Origin of the sequence: Roseixanthobacter glucoisosaccharinicivorans (genome assembly GCF_043195095.2) — a bacterium.
In the GTDB taxonomy this organism is placed as follows: domain Bacteria; phylum Pseudomonadota; class Alphaproteobacteria; order Rhizobiales; family Xanthobacteraceae; genus NCEH01.
Map to the genome: position 1 here is coordinate 4,870,207 of NZ_CM195538.1, position 13,283 is coordinate 4,883,489.

At 66.5% G+C, this 13,283-nt stretch carries 13 protein-coding genes; 3 read left to right on the forward strand and 10 right to left on the reverse strand.

What is annotated here, in order from left to right; all coding sequences use genetic code 11:
- Window positions 1-25 precede the first annotated feature (25 nt).
- The 7 genes from V5F78_RS22380 to V5F78_RS22410 form a co-directional block, all read right to left on the reverse strand.
- Entirely contained in the window at window positions 26-1,678 is a 1,653-nt protein-coding gene (locus tag V5F78_RS22380; RefSeq protein WP_394069896.1) for an FMN-binding glutamate synthase family protein, read from the reverse strand.
- A 78-nt stretch (window positions 1,679-1,756) separates the two neighbouring features.
- Window positions 1,757-2,686 (reverse strand): sugar phosphate isomerase/epimerase family protein, encoded by a 930-nt coding sequence (locus V5F78_RS22385; RefSeq protein ID WP_394069894.1) that lies wholly within the window; start codon window positions 2,684-2,686, stop codon window positions 1,757-1,759.
- 176 nt (window positions 2,687-2,862) lie between these two features.
- Window positions 2,863-3,243, reverse strand: a complete 381-nt coding sequence (locus V5F78_RS22390) for a response regulator (protein ID WP_394069892.1) — start codon at window positions 3,241-3,243, stop codon at window positions 2,863-2,865.
- Window positions 3,240-5,738, reverse strand: a complete 2,499-nt coding sequence (locus V5F78_RS22395; protein WP_394069890.1) for an ATP-binding protein — start codon at window positions 5,736-5,738, stop codon at window positions 3,240-3,242. Before V5F78_RS22395 ends, V5F78_RS22390 begins: the two co-directional genes overlap by 4 nt.
- 317 nt (window positions 5,739-6,055) lie before the next feature.
- Window positions 6,056-6,820 (reverse strand): glutamine amidotransferase, encoded by a 765-nt coding sequence (locus V5F78_RS22400; protein WP_394069888.1) that lies wholly within the window; start codon window positions 6,818-6,820, stop codon window positions 6,056-6,058.
- Window positions 6,804-7,283 (reverse strand): tellurite resistance TerB family protein, encoded by a 480-nt coding sequence (locus V5F78_RS22405; RefSeq protein WP_394069886.1) that lies wholly within the window; start codon window positions 7,281-7,283, stop codon window positions 6,804-6,806. The genes V5F78_RS22400 and V5F78_RS22405 overlap by 17 nt, the downstream gene beginning before the upstream one ends.
- A gap of 114 nt (window positions 7,284-7,397) precedes the next feature.
- Window positions 7,398-7,652, reverse strand: a complete 255-nt coding sequence (locus V5F78_RS22410; RefSeq protein ID WP_394069884.1) for a hypothetical protein — start codon at window positions 7,650-7,652, stop codon at window positions 7,398-7,400.
- Window positions 7,653-8,089: 437 nt separating this feature from the next.
- Here V5F78_RS22410 and V5F78_RS22415 point away from each other — a divergent pair, with 437 nt between their 5' ends.
- Both V5F78_RS22415 and V5F78_RS22420 read left to right on the forward strand, forming a co-directional pair.
- On the forward strand, window positions 8,090-8,662 hold the full coding sequence (locus tag V5F78_RS22415) for a PRC-barrel domain-containing protein (RefSeq protein WP_394069883.1): 573 nt from the start codon (window positions 8,090-8,092) through the stop codon (window positions 8,660-8,662).
- A gap of 202 nt (window positions 8,663-8,864) precedes the next feature.
- Window positions 8,865-9,263 (forward strand): response regulator, encoded by a 399-nt coding sequence (locus V5F78_RS22420; protein ID WP_394069881.1) that lies wholly within the window; start codon window positions 8,865-8,867, stop codon window positions 9,261-9,263.
- A gap of 371 nt (window positions 9,264-9,634) precedes the next feature.
- Here the strand turns inward: V5F78_RS22420 and V5F78_RS22425 are convergent, their stop codons facing one another.
- The 3 genes from V5F78_RS22425 to V5F78_RS22435 all read right to left on the reverse strand — a co-directional run bounded on the left by V5F78_RS22425 (window position 9,635) and on the right by V5F78_RS22435 (window position 11,203).
- Window positions 9,635-9,961: a hypothetical protein gene (locus V5F78_RS22425; protein ID WP_394069879.1), complete on the reverse strand. Its 327-nt coding sequence runs from the start codon at window positions 9,959-9,961 to the stop codon at window positions 9,635-9,637.
- Between the two features lie 5 nt (window positions 9,962-9,966).
- Window positions 9,967-10,281: a hypothetical protein gene (locus tag V5F78_RS22430; RefSeq protein ID WP_394069877.1), complete on the reverse strand. Its 315-nt coding sequence runs from the start codon at window positions 10,279-10,281 to the stop codon at window positions 9,967-9,969.
- A 133-nt stretch (window positions 10,282-10,414) separates the two neighbouring features.
- Complete coding sequence (locus V5F78_RS22435; RefSeq protein WP_394069875.1) at window positions 10,415-11,203, reverse strand: response regulator; 789 nt, start codon at window positions 11,201-11,203, stop codon at window positions 10,415-10,417.
- Window positions 11,204-11,531: 328 nt separating this feature from the next.
- Between V5F78_RS22435 and V5F78_RS22440 the strand changes: the two genes are divergently transcribed.
- Window positions 11,532-13,166 carry a sensor histidine kinase gene (locus V5F78_RS22440; RefSeq protein ID WP_394069873.1) on the forward strand — a complete coding sequence of 545 codons (1,635 nt, stop codon included), beginning with the start codon at window positions 11,532-11,534 and terminating at the stop codon, window positions 13,164-13,166.
- Window positions 13,167-13,283 lie beyond the last annotated feature (117 nt).

The following is a 13,283-nucleotide window of genomic DNA, read 5'->3' on the forward strand; positions in this document are numbered from 1 at the left end:
GTTTCAAAGCCGGAGCGAGGGGACCTCAAGCCGCGCGGCGCGGGCCGACGGTGGCGCGCGGCGCGAAGCTGTCGGCATCGGCCGCCCGCCATTCGGCGGCATAGGGCGTGTCCTCCGGCGCATCGTTGAGCACACCGGTGGAGAGGAAGGGATAGAGCCGGTCGAGCGGCTGCACCTGGACCGGCGTGACCCGGTGCCAGATATGGTGCGGCAGCAATTCGTTCGGATGATTGAGCCCGGCGGCGGCGACCAGGTCGGCGAGCGCCTCAACCGTGTGATGCTGGAAGCTGGCGACGCGCTGCGCCTTCTCCTCCACCACCAGGCCGCGCTGGAGGTGCGGATCATTGGTGGTGATGCCGGTCGGGCATTGTCCTGTGTGGCAGCGCATGGACATCACGCAGCCGAGCGAGAACATGAAGGCGCGGGCCGCGTTGCACCAGTCGGCGCCCACCGCCATGTTGGCCGCCATGCCGAAGCCGGAGGTGACCTTGCCGGAGGCGGCGAGTCGCATATGCTCGCGCAGCCCGGTGCCCACCAGGGCGTTGCGCATGAGGATAAGCCCTTCGCGCAACGGCATGCCCATATGGTCCGCCAATTCCTGCGGCGCCGCGCCGGTGCCGCCCTCCGAGCCGTCCACCACCACGAAGTCGGGCATGATGCCGGTCTTCAGCATGGCCTTGACGATGGCGAAGGTCTCGCTCGGATGGCCGATACACAGCTTGATGCCCACCGGCTTGCCGCCGGACAGCTCGCGCAGCTGGGCGACGAATTCCATCATCTGCGCCGGGGTGGAGAAAGCCGGGTGGCGCGAGGGCGAGATGCAATCCTCGCCGAGCGGGATGCCGCGGATTTCCGCGATCTCCGGCGTCACCTTGGCGGCCGGCAGCACGCCGCCGTGGCCGGGCTTGGCGCCCTGGGAGAGCTTGATCTCCACCATCTTCACCTGCGGGTCGGCGGCTTTTTCCGCGAATCGCTCGGGGGAGAAGGAGCCATCCCGGTTGCGGCAACCGAAATAGCCCGAGCCCAGTTCCCACACGATGTCGCCGCCATGGATGCGGTGATAGGGGGAAAGCCCGCCCTCGCCGGTGTCGTGATAGAAGCCGCCCCGCTTGGCGCCGAGATTGAGCGCCTCGATGGCATTGTGGCCGAGCGAGCCGAAGCTCATGGCGGAGATGTTCAGCGTCGCAGCGGCATAGGGCTTCGTGCACTCCTTGCCACCCACCTGCACGCGGAACGGCTCCTTCGCCACCGGCGTGGGCGCCAGCGAATGGGTCATCCATTCATATTGCGGGGCCTGGGTGTCGAGCTCGGTGCCGAAGGGCTGGCGATCCTCCTCGCCCTTGGCGCGGGCATAGACGAGGCTGCGCACATTGCGATTGTAGGGATGCCCTTCCAGATCGTCCTCGACGATATATTGGCGCAGATAGGGGCGCAGCGCCTCGAAGATCCAGCGCACGCTGCCGATGACGGGATAATTGCGCAGCAGCGAATGGTGCGGCTGCATCACGTCGAACACACCCACCAGCACCAGCGGAAACAGCACGCAGAATACGAACAGCCATGCCGGGTGCGCGGTGAAGGATAAAATCAGGCACAGCAGCGCGAGGCCGGAAATCAGCCCGAAGAGGCTGTAGCGGCGCATGAGCATCATGGTGCTTGGTTCGATGGCGCCCGGCATGAGTCTCCCCCCGATCATCTCGTTGGGGCGAACCTAAGACGTTGCGGGGCGCGGCACAATGAAGCTTCCTGGCCCGCCTCAGACCAGAACGGTCGGCGCCGTGGTGGTGAACCGCTGGGACAAGGCGCGGACGGTGTCGATCTGCGCCGGCAATTCGCTCCAATAGCGCCGATGCAGCTCCAGATTGACGATGGCGCCGGCGTCGAAGGTGCACCGCGTGGCCAGCTCGTCCCAGGGAATGGAGCCCCAGCCCACCGGCAGATGGAGGTCGCCTTCCCCGAGCGCGAGGCGTTCGGCCTCGTCGATGGTCCAGCTTTCCAGCGGCCGGCCGTAACTGTCGTGCACATGCACATGCCGGGCAAAGGGGGCGAGGACCGCAACCTCGGTGAGCAGGTCGAGCCCGGCGTCCGTGCAGTGCAGGAAGGCGTGGCTCACGTCCAGCGTCGCGCGCACGAAGGGATGGCCGATGGCGTCGATTTCCTCCGCGAGGCGAGAGGGAACCGCGGTTTCCCGCATAGCCTCGAAGCGGAAGACATTCTCCACGCACAAGGTGACATTGGCTTCTGCGGCCCGGTCGCCCGCCTGCGCGAGGGCCTCGCGCTGGCGGGAATAGGCGACGCGGATATGATCGTCGGGATCGCGCACACAGCCCGCGTGCAGCACCAGATTGACGGCCTTCAAGGCCCCGGCGACGGAGATCGCCGCATCCAAGAGCGCCTGGTGACGGGCAAGGCGCGGCCCGTTCTGCATCAAGTTCACAGCCAGCGGGCCGTGCACCGTATAGCCGAAAGGCCGGCCGGCGGTGGCGTCCACCAGCCGGGCGAGCCGGTCCTCGAGGACCTTGCAATCGGCCATCAGGGTCCAGGCGAAGATCGGCAGCTCGACGAAATCGACCCCGAGCCGCTCGGCTTCGTCCAGCTTGGGTCCGAGGTCGTCAAAGTCGGGCGAGGTGGCGCGGATGGAATAACCGATGCCTCGAACGCCTGGAGGAAGCGCGCGCGTGTTCATCTGTCCATCCTCCTGGGTGTCGTTTGGCTGCGTGTCGTTTGGGTGCCCGTACGTGAACCACCTTGGCCTCGGCCGCTGGGCGCACCATAGGACCGGACGCGGGGGATCGCATCTTGTTTTTTGCGACGCATCAAAAGGGGCGGGGCATGTTGCGGCGGCTGACGCCGGGGCAGGGATCAGCGCCGCGGCTGCTCCATCAAGGCGCGGACGTCCCGGGCCAGATGGATGGCGTCAAACGGCTTGGCGATTACGCCGATGGCGCCCAGGGTCATGAAATGCGTGATCTCATGGGCCTGGGTGCGCGCCGTCACGAAGGCAACGGCGGCGGGGGGCGCCAGCCGTCTCTGCTGGAGCTGCATGAGGGTGGTGGGCCCGTCCATGGACGGCATCATCACGTCCAGCAGGATGAGATCGAAGGATTTCTCGCCCGCGAGGGCGAGCGCGGCGGCCCCGGACGGCGCCGTGTCGACGCCGATCTGCGGGTCCAGGCTGAGCGCGAGCGTCACGATTTCCCGGATGTCGGGCTCATCGTCCACATAGAGGATATGCAGCCTCACGCGCTTTGTCCCCCCTTGCCGGCCGGGGTGCCGGAGACGTGGTCGATCACGGTATCGAACATGGTCGGCAGCGCGGGCGTCTCGCCCTGGAACATCTGGTCCAGCCGCCGCGCCATCAGCGGATCGTGGCTACGCGGCGAGAGCATCGCAAGCGGCAGATGGTTTTCGGCGCAGAAGCGGCACAGCGCGGTCAGGTGCTCCAGGGACAGATCGAACGGCCACATGTCGACGATCACCATCCGGCAATCGCGTTGCACCATGATCGCGTTGGCATCGTCCAGGCTGGCGGCGGGGATCACTTCGACCAAGTCGCGCAGCGCATGGGAGACGGCGCGGCGCGACTCGTTGGCCTGCGAGAGATGCAGCACGCAGCCGGTGCGCGCCAGCACGGCGCTGCGGGACACCAGGGCGATCAGGCGGTCGCGCTCGGGGGGTGTGTCGAACCAGTCGGCGATCTCGACCACCGGCCCGATGCCGCCGCGCGAGAGCAAAATCAACGGTGTGGTGCGCGTCCGCTCGGAGCGGCGCAGCGATCGGATGAGGGTGATGCCGTCCGAATCGCGCAGCCGCAGCGCCATCAGGATGACGGAATAGGGTTGAAGCGCGGCGTGCCCTTCCGCTTTCGCGGCGGTGTCGGCGCATTCCACCACGATGCCGTGGCCGTTGAGCGCGGCCGTGATGGCGTCCGTCTGCTGGGCGTCGCCGCTGACCAGCAGCACATGGGCGGCGGAGGGGCCGCCCTCGGGCGGCGGCACCGGCAGGCGGGCGGGCAGGTCGACCATGAAGGTCGTCCCAAGTCCCTCATGGGTTTCGAACGAGACGCGGCCCGCGTGGCGCTCGACGATGTCCTTCACGATGGCGAGGCCAAGCCCGGTGCCGCCGCGCTGTCGAGCGTCCGAATTGTCGGCCTGGGCGAAGCGGGTGAACATATTGGCGCGGAACGCCTTGGGAATGCCGGCGCCGTTGTCCTTCACGCACGCGCGCACGATCTCGCCGCGCCGCTCCACCGTGAGGCGCACGACGCCGTCCACGGGCGAGAATTTGACCGCGTTGGATATCAGATTGGTCAACACCTGGATCAGCCGGTCGTGGTCGCCGACCACGGTGGAATCGCCCTCCTCGATGTCGAGGGCGAGGCGGACGCGGTGCTCGTCGGCATAGGCGGTGTTCTGCTCGATGGCTTCGCGGGCCACCTGCGCCACCGACACCGGCGCGCGGGCGAAGGCGACCGAGGCGGACTGCATTTTCTCGATGTCGAGAATGTCGTTGATCAGCCGCACCAGGCGGCGGCTGTTCTGGTGGGCGATGCCGACCAGCCGCTTGGCGGCATCCGGCAGCGGACCGGCGGCGCCCGCATCCAGCAGGCCCAGGGAGCCGGCGATGGAGGTCAGCGGCGTGCGCAATTCATGGCTGACGGTGGAGACGAAATCATTCTTCACGATCTCCGCGCGCTTGCGCTCGCTCACGTCGTGCAGGATCGCGACCAGGCGATTGCCGTCGCTCTCGCGCATCTGCCCCACCGCCACGTCGATGGGAAAGGTCGTGCCGTTTTTCCGCCGGCCGGTCAGTTCCTGGGCATGGCCCCCTTCGAGCGCGAAATTCTCCAGCCGGTGGAGCAGGTCGGCTTCGCTGCGTCCTTCGCCCAGAACGAACAGCAGCCCGAGATGGCGTCCCGTCAATTCCTCCGGCGACCAGCCGAACATCCGGATGGTGACGGGATTCGCGGTCTCGATGATGCCCTTGCTGGTGATCACCACGATCGCGTCCATGGCGCTGGCGAGGATCGCGCGATGGCGCGCCAGCGTATCGGCCAGGGCCAGCTCGGCGCGCCGGCGCCCGACCAGATGGGCGATCATCACGAGGCTGGACCCGCCGACCACCGTGATGGCGGCCGCCAGCAGTAGGAGAAGCGTGCGCTTGGTGCGTTGGCCGGCGATGCGCACTTCATAGGTCTTGCGCTCGATCGCCTCCACCTCGGCATTGCGCACCTGTTCCACCACCTGGCGGATCCGGTCCATGAGCGCCTTGCCGCGGCGGGTCTCCATGACATTGGAGGCGGCAAGGGCGCCGGCGGCGTTGCGGGTTTCCACCATGTCGGCGAGCAGGCGCATTTCCTGATCGGAATACCGCGCCAGTTCGCTCAGAGAGATGGCGTGCTGCGGGCGCTCCGCCGACAATTGGGACAGCGCGTCGATCTCGCCGCGGATATCGGTGCGGACCTGTTCCAGCGGCGCGAGGAATTCATCGCGTCCGGTGACCACATAGCCGAGGCCGCCAGCTTCCGCTGTCAGCAATTTCTCATAGATGCGCTGCAATTGGGCGCGCAGTGCGGTGGAATAGAGCAAGTCCTCCCGCATATGATTGCCGGTGGCGAATTCGCGAAAGCTTGCGATGCCCACCGCCATGACAATGGCGACGGACAGCAGGGCGCCGATCAGCCCGATGATGGTCACGGAGCGGATCGAGCGCCGGTAGGTGCTGCCTTTGTCGCTCATGGACGCGATCCGCCGCGCCGCGGTGCCGGGCGCGCCTTGTGCGGGCGGACCTTATGCGGGCGGGCGCGGGCCGACACGCCACCTTCAGCCGCCTTCGCCGGCGCGTGCCTGGCGCGAACCTGCATCCCTAGCCCCATCTCCCGCGGCGCGTGCCGGCGTGGTGCATGCCCACGTGGCACGAAGCGTTGTCCATCGGTCCGCCGGACGCAAGGGCGCAGGGCGAGAAATTTGGGGTTTCAAGAGACTTAGCGGCATTGGGCGCGCGCTGGTCGGTGTGGGTTGGCCCTCCCGGCGCGGGGCCAACGCCGGCGGGGCGGCTACCGGCTCTTCTCCGGCATGGTCAGGCCGAGCCAGCTGTCGAGGAAGCAGTCCAGCCAATGGCACACGGCGGGGTCATAGCGGCTCCAGCCGGCAAGATGCGCCTCGCCCGGTTGAGCACCCGGCTTGGTGAGGTGATGCGCCCCGCGGGTTGCCCAGCGGCACATCATGTCCTGGGTGACTTCCGGATGAAACTGCAGGCCAAAAGCATTGTGCCCATGGCGAAACGCCTGGTTCGGAAAGGTCTCGCCCTGGGCCAGCAGCTCGCTGCCGTGCGGCAGGTCGAACCCTTCCGAGTGCCAGTGATAGACATGGCTCGGCCAGGGTAGCAGGTCACGCCCGAGGTCGGTGGGCACGAGGGGATAATAGCCAATCTCGCTCATGCCCTCGGCGTGGCGCGACACTTTGGCGCCCAACTGAACCGCCATGATCTGCGCCCCGAGGCAGACGCCGAGCAGCGGCGTGTCGGCAGCCATGGCCTTGCCGACAAAGTCGATTTCGTCGCGCATCCAGGGCAGGGGATCGTTGACGCTCATCGGGCCGCCAAACACCACCACGCCGGCATGGTCGTCGAGATGCGCGGGCAAGGCCTCGCCAAGGGCGGGGCGACGGATATCGAGCGCATAGCCGCGCTTCTCCAGCCGCTCGCCGATGCGTCCAGGCCGCGAATGAGCCTGATGGAGAATGACCAGCATCCGCCCCGTTTCCAGGGCCTGCGGGCCGGCTTCGATCTCCGGGTTGTCCTCGTTAACTGCTTTGTCCACCTTCGGTTTCCGTGTCGTCTCGGACTTCCCGACGAATACGTACCCGCTCGCGCGAGCTGACATTGAGCAGTTCGGCGGCGCGCCAGACGAGATTATCCTCGAATTCGGACAATGCGCCATCCGCATATGCGACCTCGAACATCATCTCCACCACCCGCTCGCGGCCCTGATCGTCGAGGGCGCGATTGAGGATGCTGGTAAAGGAATAAAGATCAACCGCTTCCGCATCCCGCGCGATGGCGAGATCCACGAGCGCGTCGGTCTCCGTGTCGGCGAGGTCGAAGCGTGTCGCCAGAACGGTCTTGAGGACATTGCGTTCCTGCTCGGTCACCGCGCCGTCGATCGACATCACATGCACCAGCAGCACCGCCGCGGCGAGGCGATAATCATTCTCCACGAAGGTGCTGGCGTCGCGATGACCGCCGGTGATCTCGGTGATGAAGTCGGACAGCGCGCGGAACATGTGACCCCCTGGCCGTGGCTCTGATCCAGTTGCCATGGGGTCAGGCGCCCTTGCAAGTCGCTGGGGCGGAAGGAATTGTCCCAAAAGGAAAAATGCGCGACTGTGACATTCCTGTCACTGGCCGTTCACGTTGGGAAGCGGCTTGCGGGTAGAGCCCTGGATGCGGTTGGCGGCATCGCCGGTGGAGGGGCGCGGCGGGGTCGGCGGCGGGGCGATCATTTGCTGACGCGGTGCCGGCGGCGACGTATTTTGCCCCGGTACGCCCGGATAGGGCACGGTCTGGGTTTGATAGGGCTGGACACGCTGCACCTGCGCCACCGCGGGGGCGGTCATCAGCACGGCGGCGATCGCGGTCATGAAGAAACGCATGTGAACCTCGTTCTGCGGTGCATGTCGTGGCGATCTGGCGTCACGTCGACCGTTCTTACGCGCTTGTGATCTCAAAATACCAACATGCCATAGGGCCGGCTGTTCCTACACAATCGCGTGGTGCCCCATCCCGGCATGACCTGAGCTGCGCCATCTCTCCGCCCGCGTCGGCGCGATGAGGGGGCGGGGGCGCCGCCGCTTAAGTCTATTTCCCTAGAGGAATTTTCTTAAAAAAACGAATAAAGCGTGATCTTTGCAATACGCATCAAGCTTTGCATTTTTGTCTGTCAGATTTAATTCCCATCCAATGATATTTAGACCGAATGCGCGATTGGTAGCGAACGTGACTTGCGTGTATCGGGGAACCTTGCGGCCATGGTGACGTTGCTTTCTTCGTAATCCCGCGCTGAACGCGGCGCTAGAGAACGGAGTTTGCCATGAACACGAAGATGCTCACTGTCACCGCCCTGGCCGCGCTTCTTGCCGGCCCCGCCTTCGCCCAGACCGCGACGCCGCCGAGCGCCGCGCCGTCCACGCCGTCCACCACCACCCCTTCGACCACCACGCCGTCGGCGGCCACTCCCTCCACCTCCAACATGCCCTCGTCGGCCTCCAGCACGATGCCGTCCTCGGCCACCGGCTCGGCCGCTTTCATCGAGAGCCAGAAGCAGGAACAATGGCTTGCGAGCAATCTGATCGGCACCAAGGTGCGCGGCTCGGGTGACGAGAACCTCGGCGAGGTGAATGACGTGCTGCTCGATCGCAACGGCGCCGTGGTCGGCGCGGTGATCGGTGTCGGCGGCTTCCTCGGAGTCGGCGAGAAGGATGTCGCCGTGCCGTTCAACGCGCTCGAACTGGTGCGCAACACCAATGGCGACAGCTTGGTGCTCCGCAAGTCCAAGGACGAGCTGAAGGCGGCGCCCGAGTTCAAGGAATATACCGCTTCGAGCTCGGCCTCCACGGGCGGCACGGCCGGCGCTCCGGCCACCAAGGCGCCTCCCGCGCGCTGATCCTCGCATCGCGCCTGAGACATTGGGGGGTAGGTGCCGGAATGGCACCTACCCCCTTTTCTTTTGGGTTCCTCGCGGCGGCAAGTGGCCGCCGGCGGGCTCTATCCCTTCGCTGCGACGAAAATGCTATCGTGCGCCGGTACGTCACGAAGCGGCCGCGCGGCGGAGCGAGGAATTGGCCCGATTGATGAAAGGGTAAGACGTGTCGCAAACGCCTCAGCCGCGGGGGTGTGCCCTGCTGGTGGAAGACGAACCGTTCGTCGCGATGGTCGCCGGTCAGATTCTGGCCGATGAGGGATTCGAGGTGGTCGAGGCCGCTTCGGCTGCCGCCGCCCTGTCGCATCTCGACGGCAGGCCGGGGGGCTATGCCCTGGCGGTCGTGGACCTCGGCCTACCCGACATGCGGGGCGAGGCCCTGGTCATGGAGTTGCGCGGCCGTGCCGGTGACCTGCCGATCATCGTCGCAAGCGGTTACGGCCTTGGGGAATTGAGGGATATTTTCACGACAGTCGCCGGGGTCGCGCTGGTCACCAAGCCCTATGACACCGCCGCCTTGCGCCGGGCCATGGAAACCCTGGGATTTTCGGTGGGGACCGACTGACTGCGGCCGCCGCGCGGCGGTGCCGCGCCGTCCTCCCAGAGAGGTCGTCTTACCTGGATGGGGAAGCGAGCAGCGTCCATGTCGGAAGTGGGGGGAGGGGAAGGGGTGAAAAACCTCCGCCACGTCCGCCGCTCAGCCTTTTCAACGCCGGCTCGGGGCGCCGGTTCCGATGGGCCGGGACGGGTGGTGATTATTTTTGCAATGCACCCGGGCAAAGGCGAGTTGCGCGCAAACGGCTCGCTCGCCGTCGCCGTCGCCGTGGCCGGGACGGCGGGCAAAAAAAGACCCCGGATTGACCGGGGCCTCATTCACGCAAGGCCGAAGCCGAGACGCCGGATCGCCCGCGAAGGGGATCCGCTGCGGTGGAATCTCTACCGGCGCCGGCCGAAGAGTATCGCCTGGCCAACCCCGATCAGGGCCGCGACCGCCACGGTGGCGATCGGATGGCGCTCCGCCACGCGCGTCACCGAGGTGAACGCGCCCAGCGAAAGGGGCGCAATCCCCTGGTTGCGGCGCCCGGCGGTGGCGATGGCGGCGAACAGGCCGGCCACGACGAAACCCGCGAGGGCGGTGAAAAGGGCTGCCATCGTCGGATCGTAATGCTGGCTCAGCGCCTGATAGAGGCAGATGGCAAGGAAAGCCGCGCCGATCCACAGGAAGCCGACAGCGATGAAGATCAGCAGCGCGCGCGCTGCCATGGACTTCACCGACGAACCAGCAACTGGCCCAGCAGGGCGCCGGCGCCCGCGGCGATGGCGCAGGCGGCGAGCGGCTGGGCGACGATGCGCTCACGCAGGGTGTTCATCTGGCCTTCGGCCCAATCGGACACTTCGTCCGCAGCGGCTTCCGCTTCGCCGGCCGCGCCGCGCACGCCGTGGCGCGCGGTCTTGCCGAGGGTGCCCACCAGTTGCGCGAAATCGGCGCGCAGCTTCTCCAAATCCTGCCGCAGGTCCGCGAGGCTCGGCTCCACGCCGGCGTCGAAGGGCTTTCCGGTTTTCGCGTCCGGCTGATCGACCATGCTCTTTTCTCCGCTGTGTGGAAGCTTTCGCGCGGGCTTTGACCCGCTCGCGCACACAACGCGGGGACCGCTGTCCAGTTCCAGATATCGACGCGGGAGAGGGGCGCCTCTCCCGCGGTCGGGACCTGGAGCATCAGGCGGAGCGCGCTTCCGGGCCGAGGGTGCGGGCCTCGTGGAAGAACAGCGCCTGCGCGATGGTGGCCTTCACGGTCTCGCTCAGGAACGGCTTGGTGATGAGATAGGTCGGCTCCGGCCGCTCGCCGGTCAGCAGGCGATCGGGGAAGGCGGTGATGAAGATCACCGGCACGTTGAAGGTCTGGAGGATGTCCGTGACCGCGTCGATGCCCGAAGAGCCGTCCGCCAGCTGGATGTCGGCCAGCACGAGGCCGAAGTCGCTCTTCTGCGCCAGCTCCACCGCCTTGGAATGGGTGGGCGCGACGCCGACCACTTCATGGCCGAGCTCGGTCACCAGGGTCTTCAGGTCGAGCGCGATTACCCATTCATCCTCGATGATGAGGACACGGGTGGCCAGCTGCTCGTCGATCTCCTGCTGCGCGGCAACCACCTGGGCTTCCACCTCATCCAGCGAGATCTGCAGAATGGAGGCCGCCTCGGCGAAGGAAAAACCCTCCATCGCCGTCAGCAGCAGCGCCACGCGCGAGGAGGAATCCAGCAATTGCAGGCGCTGGTCGGCGCGGCTGGCGACTGCCGCCTGGGCGGCCGGGCGCTGGGCCCACACATGGTGAAACGCCTGGTAGAGCGCCACCCGCGGTGAGACCGAAAGGTCCAGCGGCACGCTCGCATTGAGAATGCCCTGCAGGGTCGCCTGCACAATGCCGTCACCGGCTTTCTGGGAACCAAGAAGTGCGCGGGCATAACGGCGCAGATAGGGAAGCTGCTTGATGAGCTGTTGCTGTGGCATGCTCTCTCGCCTCGGGACAGGTCCCTCATAACTCGGCCGTGCAGGAAAAGTTCCCCGGTATAGGAACTTTCAAGCGCTCGTGCGCATTATAGACGCGGTTGGCCGGCAATGCAGCATCCCTTGGAGCTTCAGTGCCGTCGGCTGCGGACGGTTCCGTGAACAACGCAGGATCAGGCCCGGCGCGCCGCCGGGTGGGGTGGTCAGAACAGGCCGAACCGCGGAGCGAGGCATGTGGTGGGTGAGAGGCGAGGCGGCTCGGGCGCGTCATCGCGAACGAGCGGCCATTTTCGCTTCTGCGGTCGGGCAGCCGCGTCATTTGCTGGATAGCGTGCGGCGTGGACTGCTGGTGGTCATCCTGCTGGCGATCACGCCGATCGCCTCCGCGAGCATGTTGCAGGGGGTCCTGCAATTGCGCCGCGCGGGGGAGGAGGCGCAGCATCGGCTGCTCCAGGGTGCCATCGCCGGTGCCGGCAGCCAGCAGAATGTCTTTGCCTCCGCCGAGAACGTGCTGCAGGCGCTTAAGAATGTGCAGGCCGTGCGGGCCGCCGGCAGCGAATGCGCGCCCACCTTGTACGGCGCCACCTTGAGCTTGCCGTTCGCCTCCAATATCGCGCTGATCGACAAGGAGGGACGGGTCGCCTGCTCCGCCCTGGCTGCGCGCGGGCACGATGTGTCGCAGGCGGGATGGTGGCGCGAGGTGCTCGCCTCCAAGGTGTTCGTGATCAGCCATCGGATGCTGAGCCCGGTGACCCGCCAGCAGATCCTTGCCGCCACCCTTCCGCTTTATGGCGATACCGGCCTGTTCGAGGGCGCGATCTCGATCGCCATCGACGCGACCTGGCTGGACAATCTGCTGAAGCGCGAAACCCCCCTCAGCGACGGGGTTGCGGCGGTGCTGGACGATGACGGCACCGAGCTGGTTTCGAATGCGCCGGACATCTCGCGCCGCCTGTTCGCCGACAATGCCGCCGTACAGGCCCCAGGATCGCTCGAGGAAGCGACCGACCAGGCCGGCCGCTCCTGGACCTTCGCCACCGCCCCGCTGGACCGCCAGGGGCTTCGGGTCGCGTTTGCCAAGCCCACCGACCAATTGTTCGCCTGGACCACCTTGCATGTCGCGGTGAGCTTCGTTCTGCCCGTGGTCATGGTGCTGTTCACGATCGTCGCCATCTGGCTCGCGACCGACCGCATCGTGCTGCAATGGCTGTTGTATCTGCGCCGGGTGACGGCGGTATACGCGCAGGGGCATTATGGGTTCCGCCCCTCGCGCATGGGGGATGCGCCGAGCGAGTTCCGTGTGCTCGGCAACGCCATTGAGGACATGGCGCTTGCGGTGCGCGAGCGCGACGGCAAGCTGCGCGAAGCGCTGGCGGAGAAGACCGCGCTCGTGCGCGAGATCCATCACCGCATCAAGAATTCGCTCCAGGTGGTGGTGAGCCTGCTCAGCCTCTACGGCTCGGGCATCCCGCAGGGACCGGACCGGCGGCGGTTCGAGCAATTGCGGACGCGCGTCAACACGCTCGCCGTCGTGCATCGCATCCTGTTCGAGGCCAATGAAGGATCGGAAGTGCGCCTGCGCGAACTGCTGCGCGAGTTGAGCGCGCTGCTGGAGGGCTCCTCCGACCGCAATGTGATGGTGATCGTCGATGCCGAGGACGTCACCCTGTCCACCGATCTTGCCGTGCCGCTGGCGCTGATGCTGTCGGAAATCGTCATGGCGCTGTCCGTCAGCAAGACGCGCGGACCGGTGCGGATCGCGCTGCATTGCGTGCAGGAAGCGGAGCTGATCGCGCTGCGCATCGAAATCGGCGAACCGCTCGGCGATCGCCTGGCCGAGGGCAATGCGGACCTGGCCTACGGCTTTGCCCGGCAGATGGGGGGCTCCATCGTCACGGAGGAAAACCTGACAGGGGCGCGTGTGATCGTGCGCTTTCCGCCCCGCCAGATTCATCGGGCGTCGTAACGAGATACCCTTTCTCCCTGTGAGGTATCAAGATAAGGGCGAGTTCCTTGTCTTTAGTCGGAACCTCCGCCGCTCCCGCTCGTTGTTTGGAGGAGACTCGGAAGGGCTCATTCCCCC

Bases quoted from the DNA above. Each gene is read 5' to 3' on its own strand.
- V5F78_RS22380 (WP_394069896.1), bottom strand. From the start codon at position 1,678: ATGCCGGGCGCCATCGAACCAAGCACCATGATGCTCATGCGCCGCTAC.
- V5F78_RS22385 (WP_394069894.1), bottom strand. From the start codon at position 2,686: ATGAACACGCGCGCGCTTCCTCCAGGCGTTCGAGGCATCGGTTATTCC.
- V5F78_RS22395 (WP_394069890.1), bottom strand. From the start codon at position 5,738: ATGAGCGACAAAGGCAGCACCTACCGGCGCTCGATCCGCTCCGTGACC.
- V5F78_RS22405 (WP_394069886.1), bottom strand. From the start codon at position 7,283: ATGTTCCGCGCGCTGTCCGACTTCATCACCGAGATCACCGGCGGTCAT.
- V5F78_RS22410 (WP_394069884.1), bottom strand. From the start codon at position 7,652: ATGCGTTTCTTCATGACCGCGATCGCCGCCGTGCTGATGACCGCCCCC.
- V5F78_RS22415 (WP_394069883.1), top strand. From the start codon at position 8,090: ATGAACACGAAGATGCTCACTGTCACCGCCCTGGCCGCGCTTCTTGCC.
- V5F78_RS22425 (WP_394069879.1), bottom strand. From the start codon at position 9,961: ATGGCAGCGCGCGCGCTGCTGATCTTCATCGCTGTCGGCTTCCTGTGG.
- V5F78_RS22430 (WP_394069877.1), bottom strand. From the start codon at position 10,281: ATGGTCGATCAGCCGGACGCGAAAACCGGAAAGCCCTTCGACGCCGGC.
- V5F78_RS22435 (WP_394069875.1), bottom strand. From the start codon at position 11,203: ATGCCACAGCAACAGCTCATCAAGCAGCTTCCCTATCTGCGCCGTTAT.